This window comes from Halomonas shantousis, assembly GCF_054654615.1.
Window position 1 is genome coordinate 3632368 of record NZ_BAAIER010000002.1, and the last position, 17300, is coordinate 3649667.

Here is a 17300-nt window from a genome sequence, read left to right on the forward strand (position 1 = left end):
GGAGGCGCCCTTTTTCTATCCTGTAATCCTGTAGCCTCGGGACCGATCAGACCGGCAGCTTGGCTGGCGCCGTCTCGGTAGCCGTGGCGGGACGCGGCACTTCGGATATCTCTTCCAGACGCGCCTCGATCCAGCTTTCGACATCCACCAGCACGTCTTCTGCCGTACGCCCCTGTGTGGCAATGGGGGGCCCCACGACGACGGTCAACCGCCCCGGGTTCTTGACCCAGTGGCGCCCGGGCCAGCGTTCGCCCGCATTGTGCGCCACCGGCAGCACCGGCACCCCGGCGCGGCAGGCGATGACGGCACCGCTCTTGTTGTAACGGCGACGCTGGCCCGGCTCGACCCGGGTGCCTTCGGGGAATATCAGCACTGAAAGACCGTTCTGCAGGCGCTGAGTGCCGACCTGCAGCACCTGGCGCATGGCGCGGGCGGGTTTGGAGCGATCCAGGGGGATCGGTTCGAGCAGGCGCAATCCCCAGCCGAAGATGGGAATGCGCAGCAGTTCACGCTTGAGTACCGTGCAGATCGGAGACTTGAGCAGCTGGAGATAGACGGTCTCCCACTCGCTCTGATGATTGGCGAGCACCACGCAGGGTCCTTCCGGCACATTTTCACGGCCGATGATCCGATAGCGCACGCCGCAGGTCCAGGTCAGCCAGCGGAGGATGAAACGGTTGTAGAGATTGAACAGGCCATAGCGGGAACGCAGCGGAAGAAACACGCCCAGTGGCAGGAACAGCACACCGGAAACGATCAGCGCCAGAAAGTACCCCAGATAGAACAGCAGGCTGCGTATGACGTTCATGGCTTGCACTCTCCCCGGTAGGCCTCGCACCAAGCATCCAGCATGCGCCCCAGTTCCAGCCGCCAAGGCTTCTGGTGGACGCCGAAGGCCTCCAGCACACGCCGACAGTTGAGTACCCGGCGCAGCGGTTGATCATGATGATGATTGAGCGCCTTGAGCTCCCCCAGCGTCACGGCATGCCCGAGCCCCTCGAGCCGGGTCAGCAACTGGGTCCGCACCATCGAGGCGAAGGCGTAGGGGCTGACCGGCTCGGTACCGGCCAAATGGTAAGCCCCCCAGGCACCGGCGCCGCTGGCCTGCTGCTGCAGCATGCCGATCAGCGCCATCGCCACGGCATCCACCGATGTCGGACACAGAATGATGTCCTCTGCAACACGCACCTCCTGACCGCTCACCAGCGTGTCGATCAGCTCTGACAGCCAGGCGTGGGCACCTTCCAGCGCGAACAGCGGCCCCAGACGGATGATGAAATGCTCGCCATGACTTTGGCGAATGCGATCTCCCGTAAGGATGAGACGCTGGAGACTCTCGTCACGCGGGGTGGGGATCACATGCTCGTCGATGGGAATGTCCGCGCCATCCTCGTAAAGCTGATCGGCCACGCACCAGACTAGCGGGACCCCCGCCTGGCGGCAGGCTTCAAGATTCGTTTCGACATTTTCGGCATGGGCGACAACGGCAGCCGGCTCGGCCTGGGCCGGCTCGCTCAGTGGCGGGATGATCAGTGCGTCGGGCGCCAGCTCTTCCAACTGGGCAGGCGTGGCCTGTGCGGTTTCCATGATCAGCAGCTCGGTATCGCTGCGTCGGTTGGCCTCGCGCGCGAGCGCCAGGTTAAGGCAGTGTCCCGCATCAACCAGCAACAGCTTCACAGATTTCCCTCGATGTTATGCAGTCGTTCGGTCACGGATCTCGCCGGGGCGACCATACTTACACTTCCCTCGGCTTCTGTCATCCGTTCGTCGTGCCTCGCGGCATTCTCAGGTGCTTCCATTTGCGGCACCATAAGGAACATTCGACCGCTATCCCAAGGATTAGTCATGAGGATCACCGCCACCCCGGTCTGGACAGGACGGGCTCAACTTGGAGAAGGCCCCCTCTGGTCGCCAGAGCATCAGGCCCTGTTATTCGTCGACATCCGCGGCAGTCGCTTGATGGCTCATTTCCCCGGCCGCAACGAGACATGCGTCTGGTCGCTGGAGGAAGCCTGCTGCTGGCTGGTGCCGCGCACCAGCGGCCCGGGCTTCATCGCCGGGCTACGCTCGCGTGTCGTGCATCTCACTCTCGATGACGAAGGGCCGCATGTGGAAAGGGAGATCGCCCGACCGGAGGCGGAACATCTCGGCAACCGTTTCAACGACGGCAAGGCGGATCCGACAGGGCGTCTCTGGTTCGGCTCGATGAACGATGCCGAAACGGCAGATACGGGCAATCTCTACCGTCTGGATGAGCGTGGCCTGCTGAAAGCTGACACTGGCTATACCGTCGCCAACGGTCCCGCCGTCAGCCCTGACGGCACGACGCTCTACCATACCGATAGCCCGGCCCGCACGGTATACGCCTTCGACCTGGATCGTCACGGCAAACTCGCCAACAAGCGCGTTCATCTCCGATTCGCCGAGTCTGACGGCTATCCCGACGGCATGACCTGCGATGCACAGGGCGGCTTGTGGGTCGCCCATTGGGATGGTGGACGTGTCACCCGCTTCCTGCCGGACGGCTCCCCCGAACGCATCGTCGAGGTGCCTGCCTCCCGAGTCACCTCGTGCGCCTTCGGCGGTGACGATTACCGTGAATTATACATTACCACTGCTGCGGTGGGCTGCGACGAGGCCCCCCAGGCCGGAAGGCTGTTCCGGGCCATGCCCGGCGTTACCGGCCTGCCCGCCGACCGATTCGCTGGATAGGGGCAGGCATGGCCAATGCCGACCGGCGCATATCGTATTGATCGTCAGAGCGCGGGCTATGTTGAGGGGGAGTGATTCATCGCCGCCTTGACTTGGGGCCTGAGGTAAGCAGCAAGCGTACGCATGTAGGACGTCGTGATGTGATGGGAGTCGCGATAGATCAGCACGTTGCCCGCCTCGGGAAAGCAATTATCCGCATCGCAGAAGAACCGTGAAAAATCGATGAAGGAGACATTGCCCAGGCTATCCCTGACGGAATCGGCCGGATCGGTTCTCGACAGCATGGCATCTCGCGACACTCGACATTGGTTCGAAGCCACGCCATGCAGCTCGACGCATGTCGAAGGCTCGAAGGGCATCCAGGGGTTGTCGCGTACGGCAAGCACACGAATCCCATGCTCTGCCAGGCGATGAAACCAGTCGAGATAACCTTGCGGTACATGCTCCTTCTCCCCACTGTCACGCGAATAAAGGGTGAAGACCAGATCCGGTTGCGTGGCGATCAATTCATCCATCAATCGCGCATTCCACTCGGTACAGGAGGGATATTCGTATATTTTGCCAAAGCCCTCTGGCGAAGAGAAAAGACAGAAGCTCTTGGTATAGTTGACGATTTTATAACCTTCCGCTTCCGCAAACACCTCGAAGGCCGGCACCCACTGCACTGAGTGCGAGCCGCCGACGATGGCAATCACCGTATCGGCATCCCGCTTGCCATATGCGCAGCGTAGCAGTTCCGGCCGCATCGACTGCTGCTGACACTGGTCGGCATACGGTTTCGGTCGATCCCGCCGCGCGTTGACGGGGCTGGGATGAAGCTTGGTCTCCCCGAGCGGCACATACCCGACGCCGGAAAGCGCTCGAGCTCCCGGGTAGTTCGGGTCATCGAGGTTCAGCGGCGTCATGTCCGAAAGCAGGACCTCCTTGGTATAGCCCGCCCAGCCTCCCACCGCGGCGGCAGCCGGCAGGCACAGTAGCGCCATGACGGCAAAAGTCTTGATGGGACGGGCCTTTCCCAGCGCCGAGGTTCTAACCGGGTTCTCCAGCAGGCGTGTCGAGACAATGGCCATCATCAACGCAACCGCGAGGATGGCACTTCCTTCCAGCAGGGATATCTCGGGATCACGTGTCAGATGGCGGAAGAAGATCAGCACCGGCCAATGCCATAGATAGAAAGCGTAGGAAATGCCCCCCAGGCTGACGAAAGGCCGTTTCGATAACCACGCCGCCGCACTTCCCCTGGTGGAACGGTTCCCCGAGATCAACAGACATACGGCGCTCAGAGTCGGCAGCAGCGCAACGTAGCCGGGAAACCGATTGGATACATCCAGAATGAATCCGCATGCCAGCAACCCTACCAGCCCCATCCAGCCGAGGATAAAGCTGACAATGCGCGAGAAATGCAGATCGCGTATCCATACGGCCAGCAAGCCTCCTAACGCGAACTCCCATACTCGCGCCAGCGTATCGTAATAGGCGAACTGCTGGTTATGCCGCGTTGCAATGACGGAGTAGCACAAGGAGGCCAGGAACACCGCCACGAAAGCCCCGCTGAGGCGCCGCCGGATGGATGAAGCGCGACGTGCCGATCCCCACAGCACCATCAGCATCAGTAGCGGCCATAACACGTAGAACTGTCCCTGTACCGCGAGGGCCCAATAGTGTTGATAAGGCGTGGCCTCCATGCCCTGGGCCAGGTAATTCACCGCATCGAACGCCAACTGCCAGTTTTCCAGATAGACCAACGAGGCCGCCGCATGGCGAATGGTGTCGACCCACAACACTTGGGGCAGGACGAGAATCCCCACGACCGCAGTCACGAATATGACGAGAAACGCACTGGGGAACAGCCGCTTGGCCAAGTTCGCCCAGAAGGCTAACGGCACGACCCGGCCATGCGTCTGATGCTGGGAAACCAGGGTGGTCGTGACAAGAAAACCGGATACGACGAAAAAGACGTCAACGCCACCCGACACGCCGCCCAGCCACACATGAAACACCGCCACCAGGCCAGCCGCCAATGCCCTCAGCCCTTCGATTTCGGGCCGGTAGGCTTTTTTTGCAGCGACGACACTCATAAGGCACCCAGGCAGTGAAATTTACCTCCTTGATACCCCAGGCCTGCTGGCGTCTCAATAATCAAAATCCTGGATGGCGTGACCAAAAACCCCATCATTTCGCGGTGACGGCTTGCCATGCCCTTCTAACGTCGGATGGCTGGCTTGCCGGCTTGGCCCGAGGACACAATGGCTTACTCGTGGAAATGCCCGAAGGGCGGGTGCCCAACCTTCGGAGGCATCGAACGCACGAAGCGGTGTCAGCCGGACCGCCGATCTGCTTCGCGCAACTAATCCACCGCTTCGATGGTTCCGCAGGCGACCGGCAGAGTGACATGTGCCGGCACGTCGGGCAGAGATTGCGCCGTATCGGGGAGCGAGACGTTCGGGCCGACGCCGTGCAGGAAGACCACACGATCCTCCAGCGCAAGCTCCGAAACACCGAATTTCTCCTGAAGCGCCTTTTCCAGGTCGTCCACCGAGACGGTTTGCTCGTAGTGCAACGAACCGTCCTGGCCGACTTCAGGATAGGTGTCGTTGGCGATCGTCAGACTCGCGGGGTTGGCGTGGAACGGGACCATGGTCGTTCCAGCCATCGGCTCGGTCTCGATCAGGTCAATGAGGCCGTCGCCATTGGTGTCGGCATCCGCCGCTGGACAGGTCGCGTCACGTCCCTCGGGAAAGCCGTGATAATGTTGCAGATGCATGCCCGGTGTCAGCCCCTCGGCGTCGACCGTGATCGTCAGCTGACCCTCGGCGATGTCGAAGGTCGCCGTACCTTTCGCGGACGTTCCTACCTTCTCCGTGTTAAGAGGCGCGACCTGTGCGACGAAGTGCTGCGACGGCTGGGCCGCGGCGACAGTGCCGGGCCCTATCGCCGCAACGGCGGAAATTCCAAGGAAAAAGGCGGTATGTATCGGGTTCATAATGCTGCTCCGTCTGTTCAGGAATGTCATCATGCCCTGTCAGACGCGGCCGAACGCAGGGCGCCGCGGCGGCTTCTATTCGGCGGCGATCCGAATCGGCTCTGGCGTCTGCTCGGCGTCCCGGGCAACAGCGGCCCGCGACGCGAAGATCATCGGCTATCGATTGACAGCCCAGAAGGCTGGACGGCAGCTCGCCGGCGCGGCGATCTGCCTATAAAAGCCGATGCTTAAGCATAGTCCATCTCCGAGAAGATGAGCGCTGCCGGTGTACCTGTACCGCATACGAACGTCCATCTGATCCTGTTCCACGGCCTGCTTCGCCACATGATCGAACAGCCGCGGTACGATAGCCATCACGAACCGCCAGCGCCGGTGCTGACGGAAGGCCGAGGCGTCCGGTTACCTTGTCGATCAAGCGCAAGCCCAGGAGCCGGCGATAGGCCACGTTCACCTGTAACGCCGGACGAGCTGGCGCTCGCTGCGAATGTCGGCCGAACAGGTAGCCGCTGACCCGGGCCTCGAATAAGGGAGCGGGGCCCAGCGCGGGCGGCCGTTGTCTTGCAGCACCACTGGAAGGGCTCGTCGCGGATGAAGGGGAGATCGATAACAGCATCGATGCACCGAGCGGATGATCGAAGGTACCAGCCGCCGGCGCATGGCCACCTTCGGCTCATGCGGGGGGGAGGGTCGGGATATCCAGCATTCCCCAAAGACAACAAGTCCCGACCGAAGAACCAAGGTTTTGTCAGCAGTCAAGAGCCCGCATTTTGCGGGCTTTTGACTCATCTTCAGCGTTTACTCTCCGTTAAGCTCAGAACGGGATTTCATCATCGAAATCATCGAAGCTTCCCGGATTCGGCGCTCCATAATTGCCACCCTGCTGGCCGCCCTGGGCAGGAGGCTGCTGAGTCGGGCGCGGCTGGCCACCTCCCTGCGCCGGCTGTCCATAGCCACCACCTTGGGCACCACCGCTTTGAGCACCGCCATAACCCCCGCTCTGTTGTGGCGCACCCGCTGCATAACCTCCCTGCTGTGGAGCCCCGCCGTAGCCGGCCTGCTGGCCATAATCGGCGCCGCCCTGGCCGCTGCGGGAGTCGAGCATCTGCATATCGTTGGCGACGATCTCGGTGCTGTAGCGATCCTGACCATCCTGCCCCTGCCACTTGCGGGTCTGCAGGCGCCCTTCGATATAGATTCGCGAACCTTTCTTCACATACTGCTGGGCGATTTCCGCCAACTTGTTGAACATCACCACCGAGTGCCACTCGGTACGCTCCTGACGCTGCCCGCTCTGGCGGTCAGTCCAGGTATCGGTGGTGGCAATGCGCAGGTTGCACACCGGGTTACCGGAGGGAAGAAAACGCACTTCCGGATCCTGACCGAGATTGCCGATCAGAATGACCTTGTTCACACCACGTGCCATCGTTGTCTCCTTGCGCTACCAGTCGGTGCAGCCGTTTGCTATCGCTATGTCTTTGAAGTCTTGGGCCCTCAGGCGCAAGTTTGATCCCGTTTCGCTCCCACCACCCGGGCCAGGGCCTCATTGTCCAGAAGCTGCCGGTCCACCTTGAGATAGACTACCCGTTCCTCCGGAACGACCATGACATCCTCTACCCCTTTCACCGATGCGACACGATCGAGCAGGACGTCGAGCCCGCTCATGGCCTGCTCATCGAGTGCCACGATCTCGCTCGACAGATGGCGTGGCGCCGGCATGCTCCAGACCACCAGCAGCCACACCGCCGCCAGCAGCGCCGCACCGAGAAAGACGGCATCGCGCCCGACATGCTGGGCGAGCGCCCCACCCAGCACACCGCCCAGGAAGGCACCCAGAAACTGGCTGGTCGAATAGATGCCCATCGCCGTACCCTTGGCTCCCGCCGGTGCCAGCTTGCTGATCATCGATGGCAGGGTCGCTTCGAGCAGATTGAACACCACGAAAAAGCCCCACAGCAGCCCGAACAGGGTCCAGCGCTGCTCCGCCAGTTCTCCCAGCCCCAGCAGGATCAAGGTCATGGCCGCTACTGCGCCCACGAATATCGATTTCATCTTGCGGTACTTCTCGGCGATGATCACCAGCGGCACCATGCCCAGAAAGGCCAGCCCCATCACCGGCAGATAGACCCATCCGTGATGTGCGGCCGGGATTCCCAGCGCCTCCAGCCGGAAGGGAAGTGCCACAAAGCACGCCGTCAGGATCAGATGCAACGAGAAGATGGAAAAGTCGAGACGCAACAGATCGGCACGCCCCAAGGTTGCGCGCAATTGGGAGCGATCCAGCCCCACATCACGATGCGCACGGCGTGGCGCGGAAGGTACCAGGCGCCAGAGCACCACCATGCTGACCACCGCCAGCAGCGCGGTAAACCAGAAGACGCCCGCCAGCCCGAAGGGATCGGCGATCAGCGGTCCGAGCACCATGGCGATGGCAAAAGCCACGCCGATGGATAGCCCGATGGTGGCCATGGCCGCCGTGCGCACCTCCTCCCGGGTCTGATCGGCCAGCAGCGCCATGATGGCACCGGCCACGGCGCCGCTACCTTGCAGGCAGCGGCCGATTATCACACCGGTAATGGTGGTCGCCTGTGCCGCCACGACACTGCCGATCAGGAACAGGAGCAGGCCCGCACCGATGACCGCCTTGCGCCCCAGGCGATCGGATAGCAGGCCGAAGGGAATTTGCAGGATGGCCTGGGTCAGGCCATAACCGCCCAAGGCCAGGCCGACCAGCAAGGGAGTGGAATCGGCCAGATCAGCGGCATAAAGCGCCAACACCGGCAGCACCATGAACAGGCCCAGCATGCGAGAAGCATAAAGGCTCGCTAGACCAATGATGGCACGGCGCTCGGTAGTCAATAGGTGAGACTTCATCATGGGAATCGCGTCGTCGTTGCTCGCGTGTCGCCTGGACAGAAAGTCCAAGCGCGGACCCTACATTCTACCCACACGGCTTGTTCAGGGAAAGTCGCCCTTCCTTTGCCCGGGGTTCATTCGAACCCTTATAATTGAAGTTTTGACCACGACACGAGGTGGGAATGGACAGGATTCTGGTCAGGGGTGCCCGCACCCACAACCTCAAGGACATCGACGTCGAGCTGCCGCGCGACAAGCTGATCGTGGTCACAGGACTGTCGGGATCCGGCAAGTCCTCGCTGGCGTTCGATACGCTCTATGCCGAGGGACAACGCCGCTACGTGGAGTCGCTCTCCACCTATGCCCGGCAGTTCCTGTCGATGATGGAAAAGCCCGACGTCGATCATATCGAAGGATTGTCGCCTGCCATTTCCATCGAGCAGAAATCCACTTCGCACAACCCGCGCTCCACCGTCGGCACCATCACCGAGATCTACGACTATCTGCGCTTGCTGTTTGCCCGTGCCGGCACTCCGCGCTGCCCTGAGCACGACACCGAGCTGGAGGCGCAGACGGTTTCACAGATGGTCGATCAGGTCCTGGCCCTCCCGGAGGGCAGCCGGATCATGCTGCTGGCGCCGGTGGTCAAGGGCCGCAAGGGCGAACATCTGCAGTTGCTTGCCGAACTGCAGGCGCAGGGCTTCGTCCGCGTCATGGTCGACGGACTGCTGGTCGAGCTCGATGACATGGCACCGCTGGACAAGAACAAGAAGCACGACATCAGTGTGGTGGTGGATCGCATCAAGGTCCGTGCCGATCTGCAGCAGCGCCTGGCCGAGTCCTTCGAGACCGCGCTCAATCTTGCCGACGGCATCGCCATGGCGCACTTCATGGATGGCGAGGCCGAAGACATCGTCTTCTCGGCACGCTTCGCCTGCCCGATCTGCGGCTACTCCATCGCCGAGCTCGAGCCGCGGATGTTCTCGTTCAACAATCCCGCCGGCGCCTGCCCTACCTGTGATGGCCTGGGAGTTCGCCAGTACTTCGATCCCGAGAAGCTGATCAGCCACCCCGAGCTCTCCCTGGCCGAAGGGGTCATCAAGGGCTGGGACCGGCGTAGCGTGTACTACTTCAGCCAGCTCCAGGCAGTGGCCGCCCACTACCGTTTCAAGCTGGAGACCGCCTGGCAGGACCTCGCCCGACATGAGCGTGACATCATTCTCAACGGCAGCGGACAGGACGCCATCGCCTTCGACTATGTCAACGACCGGGGGCGCAAGGTGACTCGCGAACATGCCTTCGAGGGCGTGCTGCCCAACATGGAGCGGCGCTATCGCGAAACCGAATCGAGCATGGTGCGCGAGGATCTGGCCAAATATCTGGCAGTGCAGCCCTGCCCCACCTGCCATGGCTCACGGCTGCGCCGCGAGGCTCGCCACGTCTACATCGACAAGTGCACCCTGCCCGACATGGTCCGCCTGCCGATCGGCGAAGCCTGGGAATATTTCCGCAAGCTCACCCTGCCCGGCCGCAAGGGCGAGATTGCCGTCAAGATCATTCAGGAGATCCATGCCCGTCTGGAGTTCCTGGTCAACGTCGGGCTCGACTACCTCAATCTCGAACGCAGCGCCGAAACGCTCTCGGGAGGGGAAGCTCAGCGCATCCGCCTGGCCAGTCAGATTGGCGCTGGTCTTGTCGGTGTGATGTACATCCTCGATGAGCCCTCCATCGGCCTTCATCAGCGCGACAATGATCGCCTGCTCAAGACGCTCGAGCATCTGCGTGACCTGGGCAACACCGTGATCGTCGTCGAGCATGACGAGGATGCCATTCGTGCCGCCGACCACGTGCTCGACATCGGACCCGGTGCCGGCGTTCATGGCGGCACGATCGTGGCTCAGGGCACACCGCAGGATATCCAGCGTAACGATGCCTCCCTGACCGGGCAGTATCTGTCCGGGGCCCGGCGTATCGAGATTCCCGCACAACGCATTCCGGTCAACCCCGAAAAACGCCTGCGCCTGACGGGGGCCAGCGGCAACAACCTGCATGATGTCACCCTGGAATTGCCGCTGGGTCTGCTGGTGTGCGTCACCGGCGTTTCCGGTTCCGGCAAGTCGACGCTGATCAATTCCACGCTGATGCCGATCGCCGCACGTGAACTCAACAACGCCACCACTCTCAAGCCGGCGCCGTACCAGAGCATTGAAGGCCTTGATCAGCTCGACAAGATCATCGACATCGACCAGAGCCCCATCGGCCGTACCCCGCGCTCCAATCCGGCGACCTACACCGGCATTTTCACCCCGATTCGCGAACTCTTTTCCGGCACCCAGGAGGCCCGCTCACGCGGCTACAAGCCGGGACGGTTCAGCTTCAACGTCAAGGGCGGGCGTTGCGAGGCCTGTCAGGGCGAGGGACTCATCAAGGTCGAGATGCACTTTCTACCGGATATCTACGTACCCTGCGACGTATGCAAGGGAAAGCGTTACAACCGGGAGACACTGGAAATCCAGTACAAGGACAAGAACATCAATGAGGTTCTGGAGATGACGGTGGAAGAGGCACTGGAATTCTTCAGTCCAGTGCCGGCGATCGCTCGACGCCTGCAGACGCTGATCGATGTGGGGCTCTCCTATGTACGTCTTGGACAGAGCGCCACAACGTTGTCCGGCGGCGAGGCTCAGCGCGTCAAGCTGGCTCGCGAGCTGGCCAAGCGCGACACGGGCAAGACGCTTTACATTCTCGACGAACCCACCACCGGACTGCACTTCGAGGACATCCGACAGCTGCTGACGGTGCTCCACCGACTGCGTGATCATGGCAACAGTATCGTAGTCATCGAGCATAACCTCGACGTGATCAAGACAGCCGACTGGCTGATCGATCTCGGTCCGGAGGGCGGCGCCGGTGGCGGGCGCATCATTGCCGAGGGCACGCCGGAGAAGGTGGCATCGCTTGAGCACTCCCACACCGGACGCTTTTTGAAACCGCTGCTCGATCCGTCCCGTTCGACTTGATACAGGAAACCCATCAGTCGGGCATAAAAAAACCGGCCCTAAAGGCCGGTTTTCTACAATCTACGCCTGCCTGCAGGATCACTCCTCGGCAGCAGCCTCCTGAGCGACCGGACGGTCGACCAGCTCGACATAGGCCATGGGCGCATTGTCGCCAGCGCGGAAACCGCACTTGAGGATACGGACGTAGCCGCCCGGACGCTCGGCGTAGCGCGGACCCAGCTCGTTAAAGAGCTTGCCGACCGCTTCTTTGGAGCGGGTACGGCTGAAGGCCAGGCGACGGTTGGCGACGCTGTCCTGCTTGGACAAGGTGATCAGCGGCTCGACGTGACGACGCAGCTCCTTGGCCTTGGGCAGGGTAGTCTTGATGACTTCGTGCTCGACCAGCGAAACGCACATGTTCTTGAACATGGCGTGCCGATGCGAGCTCGTACGATTGAGGTGACGACCACTCTTACGATGACGCATGGTTGTGATTCCTTACCAAACTGGGACTCGAGTCAGCCTCACGCAGAAGCCTTGTCGTCCTTCAGGCTAGAGGGCGGCCAATTTTCCAGCCGCATGCCGAGGGACAGACCGCGCGCTGCCAGAACGTCCTTGATTTCATTCAGGGACTTCTTGCCGAGGTTCGGGGTCTTCAACAGCTCCACTTCCGTGCGCTGAATCAGATCGCCGATGTAATAGATATTTTCGGCCTTCAAGCAGTTAGCACTGCGAACGGTCAACTCGAGATCGTCTACGGGACGCAGCAGAATCGGATCGATGTGATCCTCCTCCTGCTCGACTTCCTGTTCTTTGTCGGCTTCCAGATCGACGAACGCGCCCAGCTGCTCCTGCAGGATGGTCGCGCTACGACGGATCGCCTCTTCCGGATCCAGCGTACCGTCGGTTTCCAGGTCGATGACCAGCTTGTCGAGGTCGGTGCGCTGTTCGACACGCGCCGCTTCGACAGAGTAGGAAACACGACGAACCGGACTGAAGGTCGCATCCAGCTGAAGGCGACCGATAGCCCGGAACTCGTCATCCGAAGAGACACGAGTATCCGCCGGCTCGTAGCCACGGCCACGAACGACCTTGAGCTGCATCTTCAGCTCGCCACCATCGTTGAGGTGGGCGATGACATGATCCGGATTAACGATCTCAATGCTGTGATCTCCGGCGATATCGCCAGCGGTCACGACACCGGGGCCCTGCTTGTTCAGCGTCAGTACAGCCTCGTCGCGGCCATGCATTCGAATGGCCACGTCCTTGAGGTTGAGCAGGATTTCGATAACATCCTCCTGCACCCCCTCGATTGCGCTGTACTCATGCAAAACGCCTTCGATCTCTGCTTCCACCACGGCACAGCCGGGCATGGAAGACAGCAGGATGCGGCGCAGAGCATTCCCCAGGGTATGACCGAAGCCGCGCTCGAACGGTTCGAGCACGATCTTCGCGTGATGCGCGCTGATCTCTTCGACCTTGATGTCGCGAGGACGGAGAAACTCTGTCACTGAACGCTGCATAAGAACACCTTTCAAGCTGCCAAACGGATACTCGGTACTCCAACCGGAGCCTGCAACTGCAGGCCCGGCATCGCGAGGATTACTTGGAGTACAGCTCGACGATCAGGTTTTCGTTGATGTCGGCAGTCAGGTCGCCGCGCTCAGGCAGAGCCTTGAAAGTGCCTTCCATCTTCTTGGAGTCGATATCGATCCAGGCCACATCGCCACGCTGAGCGGAAAGCTGCAGCGCACTCTGGATACGAGCCTGATTCTTGGACTTTTCACGAACGGAAACCACGTCACCGGGCTTGACCTGATAGGACGCCACATTGACGCTACGACCGTTGACAGCGATGGCCTTGTGGCTCACCAGCTGACGTGCTTCCGCACGTGTCGCGCCAAAGCCCATGCGGTAGACGACATTGTCCAGTCGGGATTCGAGCAGCTGCAGCAATACTTCGCCGGTCGCGCCCTTCAGACGGGCCGCTTCCTTGTAGTAGTTGCGGAACTGCTTCTCGAGTACGCCATAGATACGACGTACTTTCTGCTTCTCGCGAAGCTGCAAGCCGTAGTCGGAAAGACGCTGACGGCGCTGGCCGTGCACACCCGGAATCTGCTCGGATTTGCACTTCTTCTCGAAGGGAGTGACACCGCTCTTGAGGAAGAGATCGGTACCCTCGCGACGAGACAGTTTGCACTTCGGTCCAATATAACGTGCCATGAGTCTGTCTCCTTAAACGCGGCGTTTCTTCGGCGGACGGCAGCCGTTATGGGGAACGGGCGTCGCGTCGGTGATGCTTTGCACGCGGAAACCGGCGGCATTCAGTGCGCGCACGGCGGACTCACGGCCAGGACCGGGGCCCTTGACCAGTACGTCGACGTTTTTCACACCATACTCGGCTGCAGCAGTCGCTGCACGTTCACTTGCCACTTGGGCAGCGAACGGGGTGCTCTTGCGAGAACCACGAAAACCCGAACCACCGGCAGTCGCCCAAGAAAGTGCGTTGCCCTGGCGGTCTGTGATCGTCACGATCGTGTTGTTAAAAGAGGCGTGGATATGCGCAACCGCATCCACCACCTGCTTTTTAACCTTTTTACGGTTACTGCGCGGGTTAGCCATGTTGATGTTTCTTCCTGTCTAAACGCCAGAACGTGCGTGTTATTTGCGAATCGGCTTGCGCGGGCCCTTACGGGTACGCGCATTGGTCTTGGTACGCTGACCACGCAGCGGAAGACCACGACGATGGCGCAGACCACGATAGGCGCCTAGGTCCATGAGACGCTTGATATTCAGCGTCACATCACGACGAAGGTCGCCTTCTACGGTGTACTTGCCGACTTCTGTACGCAGGGTATCCAGCTCTTCAGCGGACAGTTCCTGAATTTTAGTAGTCGGCGCGATGCCGGTAGCGGCACAGATTTCCTGCGCACGTGTACGGCCAATCCCGAAGATGTAGGTCAGCGAGATCGCCGCATGCTTGTTGTCCGGGATATTGACGCCTGCAATACGGGCCATCAGCTTACTCCGAAGGTTGAGCGGCTTGCTCGTTTAATCATCCACAAAAGGCGCAATAGCATACTCCTTTCCCATCTAGAGGGCAAGGAGTATGCTGCGCCCGCTTATACAGCGTCAGGTTAACCCTGGCGCTGCTTATGCCGCGGTTCGGTGCAAATGACGCGGACTGCGCCACGGCGCCGAATAATCTTGCAATTACGGCAAATTTTCTTGACGGAAGCTCGAACTTTCATCGTTCTCTCCAAATGCTAGCAGGGCCGCGCCTAGCGCATGATGCCGCCGCTACCGTAGCCTTTCAGGTTGGACTTCTTCATTACTGACTCATACTGATTTGACATCAGATGCGACTGGACCTGAGCCATGAAGTCCATGACGACCACCACGACGATGAGCAGCGAGGTGCCACCGAAGTAGAAGGGCACTTGCCAAGCCACGACAAGGAACTGAGGCATCAGGGAAACGGCAGTAATGTAGAGAGCGCCGAACAGGGTCAGGCGAGTCATCACCTTGTCGACGTAGCGGGCCGTCTGCTCGCCCGGGCGGATCCCCGGCAGAAATGCACCTGACTTCTTGAGATTGTCAGCCACATCCTTGGGATTGAAGACCAGCGCCGTGTAAAAGAAGCAGAAGAATACCACCGCCGCGGCAAAAAGCAAGATATACAGAGGCTGTCCCGGACCCAGTGCCTGGGAGGCCGTCTGCAACCATTCCATGCTGCCGCCCTGGCCGACCCACTGACCGATCGACGCGGGGAAGAGCAGAATGCTCGACGCAAAGATCGGCGGAATGACACCCGCCATATTGACCTTCAGCGGCAAGTAGCTGCTTTGTCCGGCATACATCTTGTTGCCCACCTGGCGACGCGGATAGTTCACCGTGATGCGGCGCTGGCCGCGCTCGATGAAGACCACGAAGGCCACGGTGGTGATGCCCAGCACGGAAAGCGCCAGCAGCGGCAGGATATTCCATGCGCCATCGTTACGGGCAAGTTCAAAGGACTGGCCAATCGCGCTCGGCAGTCCCGCCACGATTCCCGAAAAGATGATCAGCGAAATGCCGTTGCCGATACCTTTTTCGGTGATCTGCTCACCCAGCCACATCAGGAACACGGCGCCCGCCACAAAGGTGGTAATGGCCGTGAAATAGAAGCTGAAGTCGCCGGCATAGGCTACGCCCTGCCCGACCAGACCGACTGCCATGCCGGTTGCCTGGATCAAGGCCAGCACCACCGTACCGTAGCGTGTGTACTGGCTGATCTTGCGTCGGCCGGCCTCACCTTCCTTCTTCAGCTGTTCGAGCTGTGGCGAGACCGCCGTCAGGAGCTGCATGATAATCGACGCGGAAATATAGGGCATGATACCCAGTGCGAAGATACTCATCCGCTGCAGTGCACCACCCGAGAACATGTTGAACATGCCCAGAATGGTGCCCTGATTTTCCCTGAACAAGGCAGCGAGCTGGTCAGGATTGATACCGGGAACCGGGATGTGGGCACCGATGCGGTACACCACGATGGCGATGAACACGAAACGCAGGCGCGCCCACAGTTCGCTCAAACCACTTCCCATGTTCGCCGGCATTTTTCCTGACTTAGCCATTAGTCCTCTACCTTGCCACCGGCAGCTTCGATCGCGGCACGGGCACCTTTGGTGACCTTGAGACCACGAACGGTAACCGCCTTGTTCAATTCGCCGGACAGGATAACCTTCGCGTACTGCGTGGCATCCTTGAGCACGTTGGCTTTCTTCAGCGCATCCAGGTCAGCGACGTCGCCGTCAACCTTGGCCAGCTCGGCCAGGCGGACTTCTTCGGACACCAGCGACTTCATCGAGGTGAAACCGAACTTCGGCAGGCGGCGCTGCAACGGCATCTGCCCGCCTTCGAAACCGGGCTTCACGGTGCCGCCGGAGCGTGAGGTCTGACCCTTGTGACCACGGCCACCGGTCTTGCCCAGACCGGAGCCGATGCCACGGCCGACACGCTTCTCGGCATGCTTGGAGCCCGGTGCCGGGCTCAGGCTATTGAGTTTCATGGATTACTCTCCCTCAACACGTACAAGGTAGTTAACCTTGTTGATCATACCGCGTACGGCAGGGGTATCTTCCAGTTCAACCGAATGACCGATACGACGCAGTCCAAGCCCACGCATGGTGGCCTTGTGCTTTTCCAGTACGCCGATGGTGCTACGGATCTGGGTAACCTTGATCGAAGCTGCCATGATGCCTTACCCCGCGATCTCTTCGACAGACAGGCCACGCTTGGCGGCGATGTCTTCCGGAGCCTGCATGGTGGAGAGACCATTAATGGTCGCACGCACCACGTTCACCGGGTTGGTGGAGCCGTAACACTTGGCCAGGACGTCGTGGACGCCGGCCAGCTCGAGTACGGAGCGCATGGCACCGCCGGCAATGATCCCGGTACCTTCGGAAGCCGGCTGCATGTAGACCTTGGAGGCACCGTGACGGGCCTTGACCGGGTACTGCAGCGTGTGACCACTGAGGCTGACCTTGACCATGTTGCGGCGCGCCTGATCCATCGCCTTCTGGATCGCAACCGGCACTTCACGCGCCTTGCCGCGACCGAAGCCGACACGACCATTGCCGTCACCAACGACGGTCAGAGCGGTAAAGCCGAAAATACGGCCGCCCTTGACCACCTTGGCGACGCGGTTGACCTGCACGAGTTTCTCTTGCAGATCTCCGCTGTTCTGTTCGTTCTTCGCCATCGTAAAACCC

General features: G+C 60.7%; 19 protein-coding genes. 3 read left to right on the forward strand and 16 right to left on the reverse strand.

Going from position 1 to position 17300, the window contains the following annotated elements; genetic code table 11:
* Positions 1 to 46: 46 nt before the first annotated feature.
* Positions 47 to 808 (reverse strand): lysophospholipid acyltransferase family protein, encoded by a 762-nt coding sequence (locus ACYQ12_RS17125; protein ID WP_459874088.1) that lies wholly within the window; start codon positions 806 to 808, stop codon positions 47 to 49.
* Positions 805 to 1677 carry a sugar nucleotide-binding protein gene (locus ACYQ12_RS17130; protein WP_459874090.1) on the reverse strand — a complete coding sequence of 291 codons (873 nt, stop codon included), beginning with the start codon at positions 1675 to 1677 and terminating at the stop codon, positions 805 to 807. Before ACYQ12_RS17130 ends, ACYQ12_RS17125 begins: the two co-directional genes overlap by 4 nt.
* 168 nt (positions 1678 to 1845) lie before the next feature.
* Between ACYQ12_RS17130 and ACYQ12_RS17135 the strand changes: the two genes are divergently transcribed.
* A complete protein-coding gene (locus tag ACYQ12_RS17135; protein ID WP_459874092.1) occupies positions 1846 to 2712 on the forward strand; it encodes an SMP-30/gluconolactonase/LRE family protein in 867 nt (288 codons plus the stop codon).
* A 56-nt stretch (positions 2713 to 2768) separates the two neighbouring features.
* Here ACYQ12_RS17135 and ACYQ12_RS17140 read toward each other — a convergent pair whose 3' ends face one another.
* Positions 2769 to 4790 (reverse strand): acyltransferase family protein, encoded by a 2022-nt coding sequence (locus ACYQ12_RS17140; protein WP_459874094.1) that lies wholly within the window; start codon positions 4788 to 4790, stop codon positions 2769 to 2771.
* Positions 4791 to 5059: 269 nt separating this feature from the next.
* Positions 5060 to 5695 carry a hypothetical protein gene (locus ACYQ12_RS17145; RefSeq protein ID WP_459874096.1) on the reverse strand — a complete coding sequence of 212 codons (636 nt, stop codon included), beginning with the start codon at positions 5693 to 5695 and terminating at the stop codon, positions 5060 to 5062.
* Position 5696: 1 nt separating this feature from the next.
* Between ACYQ12_RS17145 and ACYQ12_RS17150 the strand changes: the two genes are divergently transcribed.
* Positions 5697 to 5912 (forward strand): hypothetical protein, encoded by a 216-nt coding sequence (locus tag ACYQ12_RS17150; RefSeq protein WP_459874098.1) that lies wholly within the window; start codon positions 5697 to 5699, stop codon positions 5910 to 5912.
* 594 nt (positions 5913 to 6506) lie between these two features.
* Here ACYQ12_RS17150 and ACYQ12_RS17155 read toward each other — a convergent pair.
* Both ACYQ12_RS17155 and ACYQ12_RS17160 read right to left on the reverse strand, forming a co-directional pair.
* Entirely contained in the window at positions 6507 to 7118 is a 612-nt protein-coding gene (locus ACYQ12_RS17155) for a single-stranded DNA-binding protein (protein WP_459874101.1), read from the reverse strand.
* 68 nt (positions 7119 to 7186) lie between these two features.
* Positions 7187 to 8566 (reverse strand): MFS transporter, encoded by a 1380-nt coding sequence (locus ACYQ12_RS17160; RefSeq protein WP_459874549.1) that lies wholly within the window; start codon positions 8564 to 8566, stop codon positions 7187 to 7189.
* Between the two features lie 164 nt (positions 8567 to 8730).
* Between ACYQ12_RS17160 and uvrA the strand changes: the two genes are divergently transcribed.
* Positions 8731 to 11568, forward strand: coding sequence for an excinuclease ABC subunit UvrA (gene uvrA / locus ACYQ12_RS17165; protein WP_459874103.1), 2838 nt, complete (start codon positions 8731 to 8733; stop codon positions 11566 to 11568).
* A 78-nt stretch (positions 11569 to 11646) separates the two neighbouring features.
* Here uvrA and rplQ read toward each other — a convergent pair whose 3' ends face one another.
* The 10 genes from rplQ to rpsE all read right to left on the reverse strand — a co-directional run bounded on the left by rplQ (position 11647) and on the right by rpsE (position 17290).
* The gene (gene rplQ, locus ACYQ12_RS17170; RefSeq protein WP_459874105.1) at positions 11647 to 12033 is read right to left on the reverse strand and encodes a 50S ribosomal protein L17; all 387 of its coding nucleotides are present in this window, start codon (positions 12031 to 12033) and stop codon (positions 11647 to 11649) included.
* Positions 12034 to 12071: 38 nt separating this feature from the next.
* Positions 12072 to 13070, reverse strand: a complete 999-nt coding sequence (locus ACYQ12_RS17175; RefSeq protein WP_459874107.1) for a DNA-directed RNA polymerase subunit alpha — start codon at positions 13068 to 13070, stop codon at positions 12072 to 12074.
* Positions 13071 to 13149: 79 nt separating this feature from the next.
* Positions 13150 to 13770 (reverse strand): 30S ribosomal protein S4, encoded by a 621-nt coding sequence (gene rpsD / locus ACYQ12_RS17180; protein WP_459874109.1) that lies wholly within the window; start codon positions 13768 to 13770, stop codon positions 13150 to 13152.
* 12 nt (positions 13771 to 13782) lie between these two features.
* Complete coding sequence (rpsK, locus tag ACYQ12_RS17185) at positions 13783 to 14169, reverse strand: 30S ribosomal protein S11 (RefSeq protein ID WP_011505752.1); 387 nt, start codon at positions 14167 to 14169, stop codon at positions 13783 to 13785.
* Positions 14170 to 14208: 39 nt separating this feature from the next.
* The gene (gene rpsM, locus ACYQ12_RS17190; protein ID WP_459874112.1) at positions 14209 to 14565 is read right to left on the reverse strand and encodes a 30S ribosomal protein S13; all 357 of its coding nucleotides are present in this window, start codon (positions 14563 to 14565) and stop codon (positions 14209 to 14211) included.
* A gap of 119 nt (positions 14566 to 14684) precedes the next feature.
* The gene (gene rpmJ, locus ACYQ12_RS17195) at positions 14685 to 14798 is read right to left on the reverse strand and encodes a 50S ribosomal protein L36 (RefSeq protein ID WP_077373351.1); all 114 of its coding nucleotides are present in this window, start codon (positions 14796 to 14798) and stop codon (positions 14685 to 14687) included.
* Between the two features lie 30 nt (positions 14799 to 14828).
* Positions 14829 to 16163: a preprotein translocase subunit SecY gene (gene secY, locus ACYQ12_RS17200; protein WP_459874115.1), complete on the reverse strand. Its 1335-nt coding sequence runs from the start codon at positions 16161 to 16163 to the stop codon at positions 14829 to 14831.
* A complete protein-coding gene (gene rplO, locus ACYQ12_RS17205) occupies positions 16163 to 16597 on the reverse strand; it encodes a 50S ribosomal protein L15 (protein ID WP_459874117.1) in 435 nt (144 codons plus the stop codon). Before rplO ends, secY begins: the two co-directional genes overlap by 1 nt.
* 3 nt (positions 16598 to 16600) lie before the next feature.
* Positions 16601 to 16783, reverse strand: a complete 183-nt coding sequence (gene rpmD, locus ACYQ12_RS17210) for a 50S ribosomal protein L30 (protein ID WP_459874119.1) — start codon at positions 16781 to 16783, stop codon at positions 16601 to 16603.
* Positions 16784 to 16789: 6 nt separating this feature from the next.
* Positions 16790 to 17290 (reverse strand): 30S ribosomal protein S5, encoded by a 501-nt coding sequence (rpsE, locus tag ACYQ12_RS17215; RefSeq protein WP_459874121.1) that lies wholly within the window; start codon positions 17288 to 17290, stop codon positions 16790 to 16792.
* Positions 17291 to 17300: the final 10 nt, after the last annotated feature.

Excerpts from the sequence above, each read along its gene's own strand:
- ACYQ12_RS17135 (WP_459874092.1), top strand. The coding sequence starts at position 1,846 with ATGAGGATCACCGCCACCCCGGTCTGGACAGGACGGGCTCAACTTGGA.
- rpsK (WP_011505752.1), bottom strand. The coding sequence starts at position 14,169 with ATGGCTAACCCGCGCAGTAACCGTAAAAAGGTTAAAAAGCAGGTGGTG.
- ACYQ12_RS17125 (WP_459874088.1), bottom strand. The coding sequence starts at position 808 with ATGAACGTCATACGCAGCCTGCTGTTCTATCTGGGGTACTTTCTGGCG.
- rpsE (WP_459874121.1), bottom strand. The coding sequence starts at position 17,290 with ATGGCGAAGAACGAACAGAACAGCGGAGATCTGCAAGAGAAACTCGTG.
- ACYQ12_RS17140 (WP_459874094.1), bottom strand. The coding sequence starts at position 4,790 with ATGAGTGTCGTCGCTGCAAAAAAAGCCTACCGGCCCGAAATCGAAGGG.
- rpsD (WP_459874109.1), bottom strand. The coding sequence starts at position 13,770 with ATGGCACGTTATATTGGACCGAAGTGCAAACTGTCTCGTCGCGAGGGT.
- rpsM (WP_459874112.1), bottom strand. The coding sequence starts at position 14,565 with ATGGCCCGTATTGCAGGCGTCAATATCCCGGACAACAAGCATGCGGCG.
- rplQ (WP_459874105.1), bottom strand. The coding sequence starts at position 12,033 with ATGCGTCATCGTAAGAGTGGTCGTCACCTCAATCGTACGAGCTCGCAT.
- ACYQ12_RS17175 (WP_459874107.1), bottom strand. The coding sequence starts at position 13,070 with ATGCAGCGTTCAGTGACAGAGTTTCTCCGTCCTCGCGACATCAAGGTC.
- ACYQ12_RS17155 (WP_459874101.1), bottom strand. The coding sequence starts at position 7,118 with ATGGCACGTGGTGTGAACAAGGTCATTCTGATCGGCAATCTCGGTCAG.
- rplO (WP_459874117.1), bottom strand. The coding sequence starts at position 16,597 with ATGAAACTCAATAGCCTGAGCCCGGCACCGGGCTCCAAGCATGCCGAG.
- secY (WP_459874115.1), bottom strand. The coding sequence starts at position 16,163 with ATGGCTAAGTCAGGAAAAATGCCGGCGAACATGGGAAGTGGTTTGAGC.
- ACYQ12_RS17145 (WP_459874096.1), bottom strand. The coding sequence starts at position 5,695 with ATGAACCCGATACATACCGCCTTTTTCCTTGGAATTTCCGCCGTTGCG.
- ACYQ12_RS17150 (WP_459874098.1), top strand. The coding sequence starts at position 5,697 with ATGCTGCTCCGTCTGTTCAGGAATGTCATCATGCCCTGTCAGACGCGG.
- ACYQ12_RS17160 (WP_459874549.1), bottom strand. The coding sequence starts at position 8,566 with ATGAAGTCTCACCTATTGACTACCGAGCGCCGTGCCATCATTGGTCTA.
- uvrA (WP_459874103.1), top strand. The coding sequence starts at position 8,731 with ATGGACAGGATTCTGGTCAGGGGTGCCCGCACCCACAACCTCAAGGAC.
- rpmJ (WP_077373351.1), bottom strand. The coding sequence starts at position 14,798 with ATGAAAGTTCGAGCTTCCGTCAAGAAAATTTGCCGTAATTGCAAGATT.
- rpmD (WP_459874119.1), bottom strand. The coding sequence starts at position 16,783 with ATGGCAGCTTCGATCAAGGTTACCCAGATCCGTAGCACCATCGGCGTA.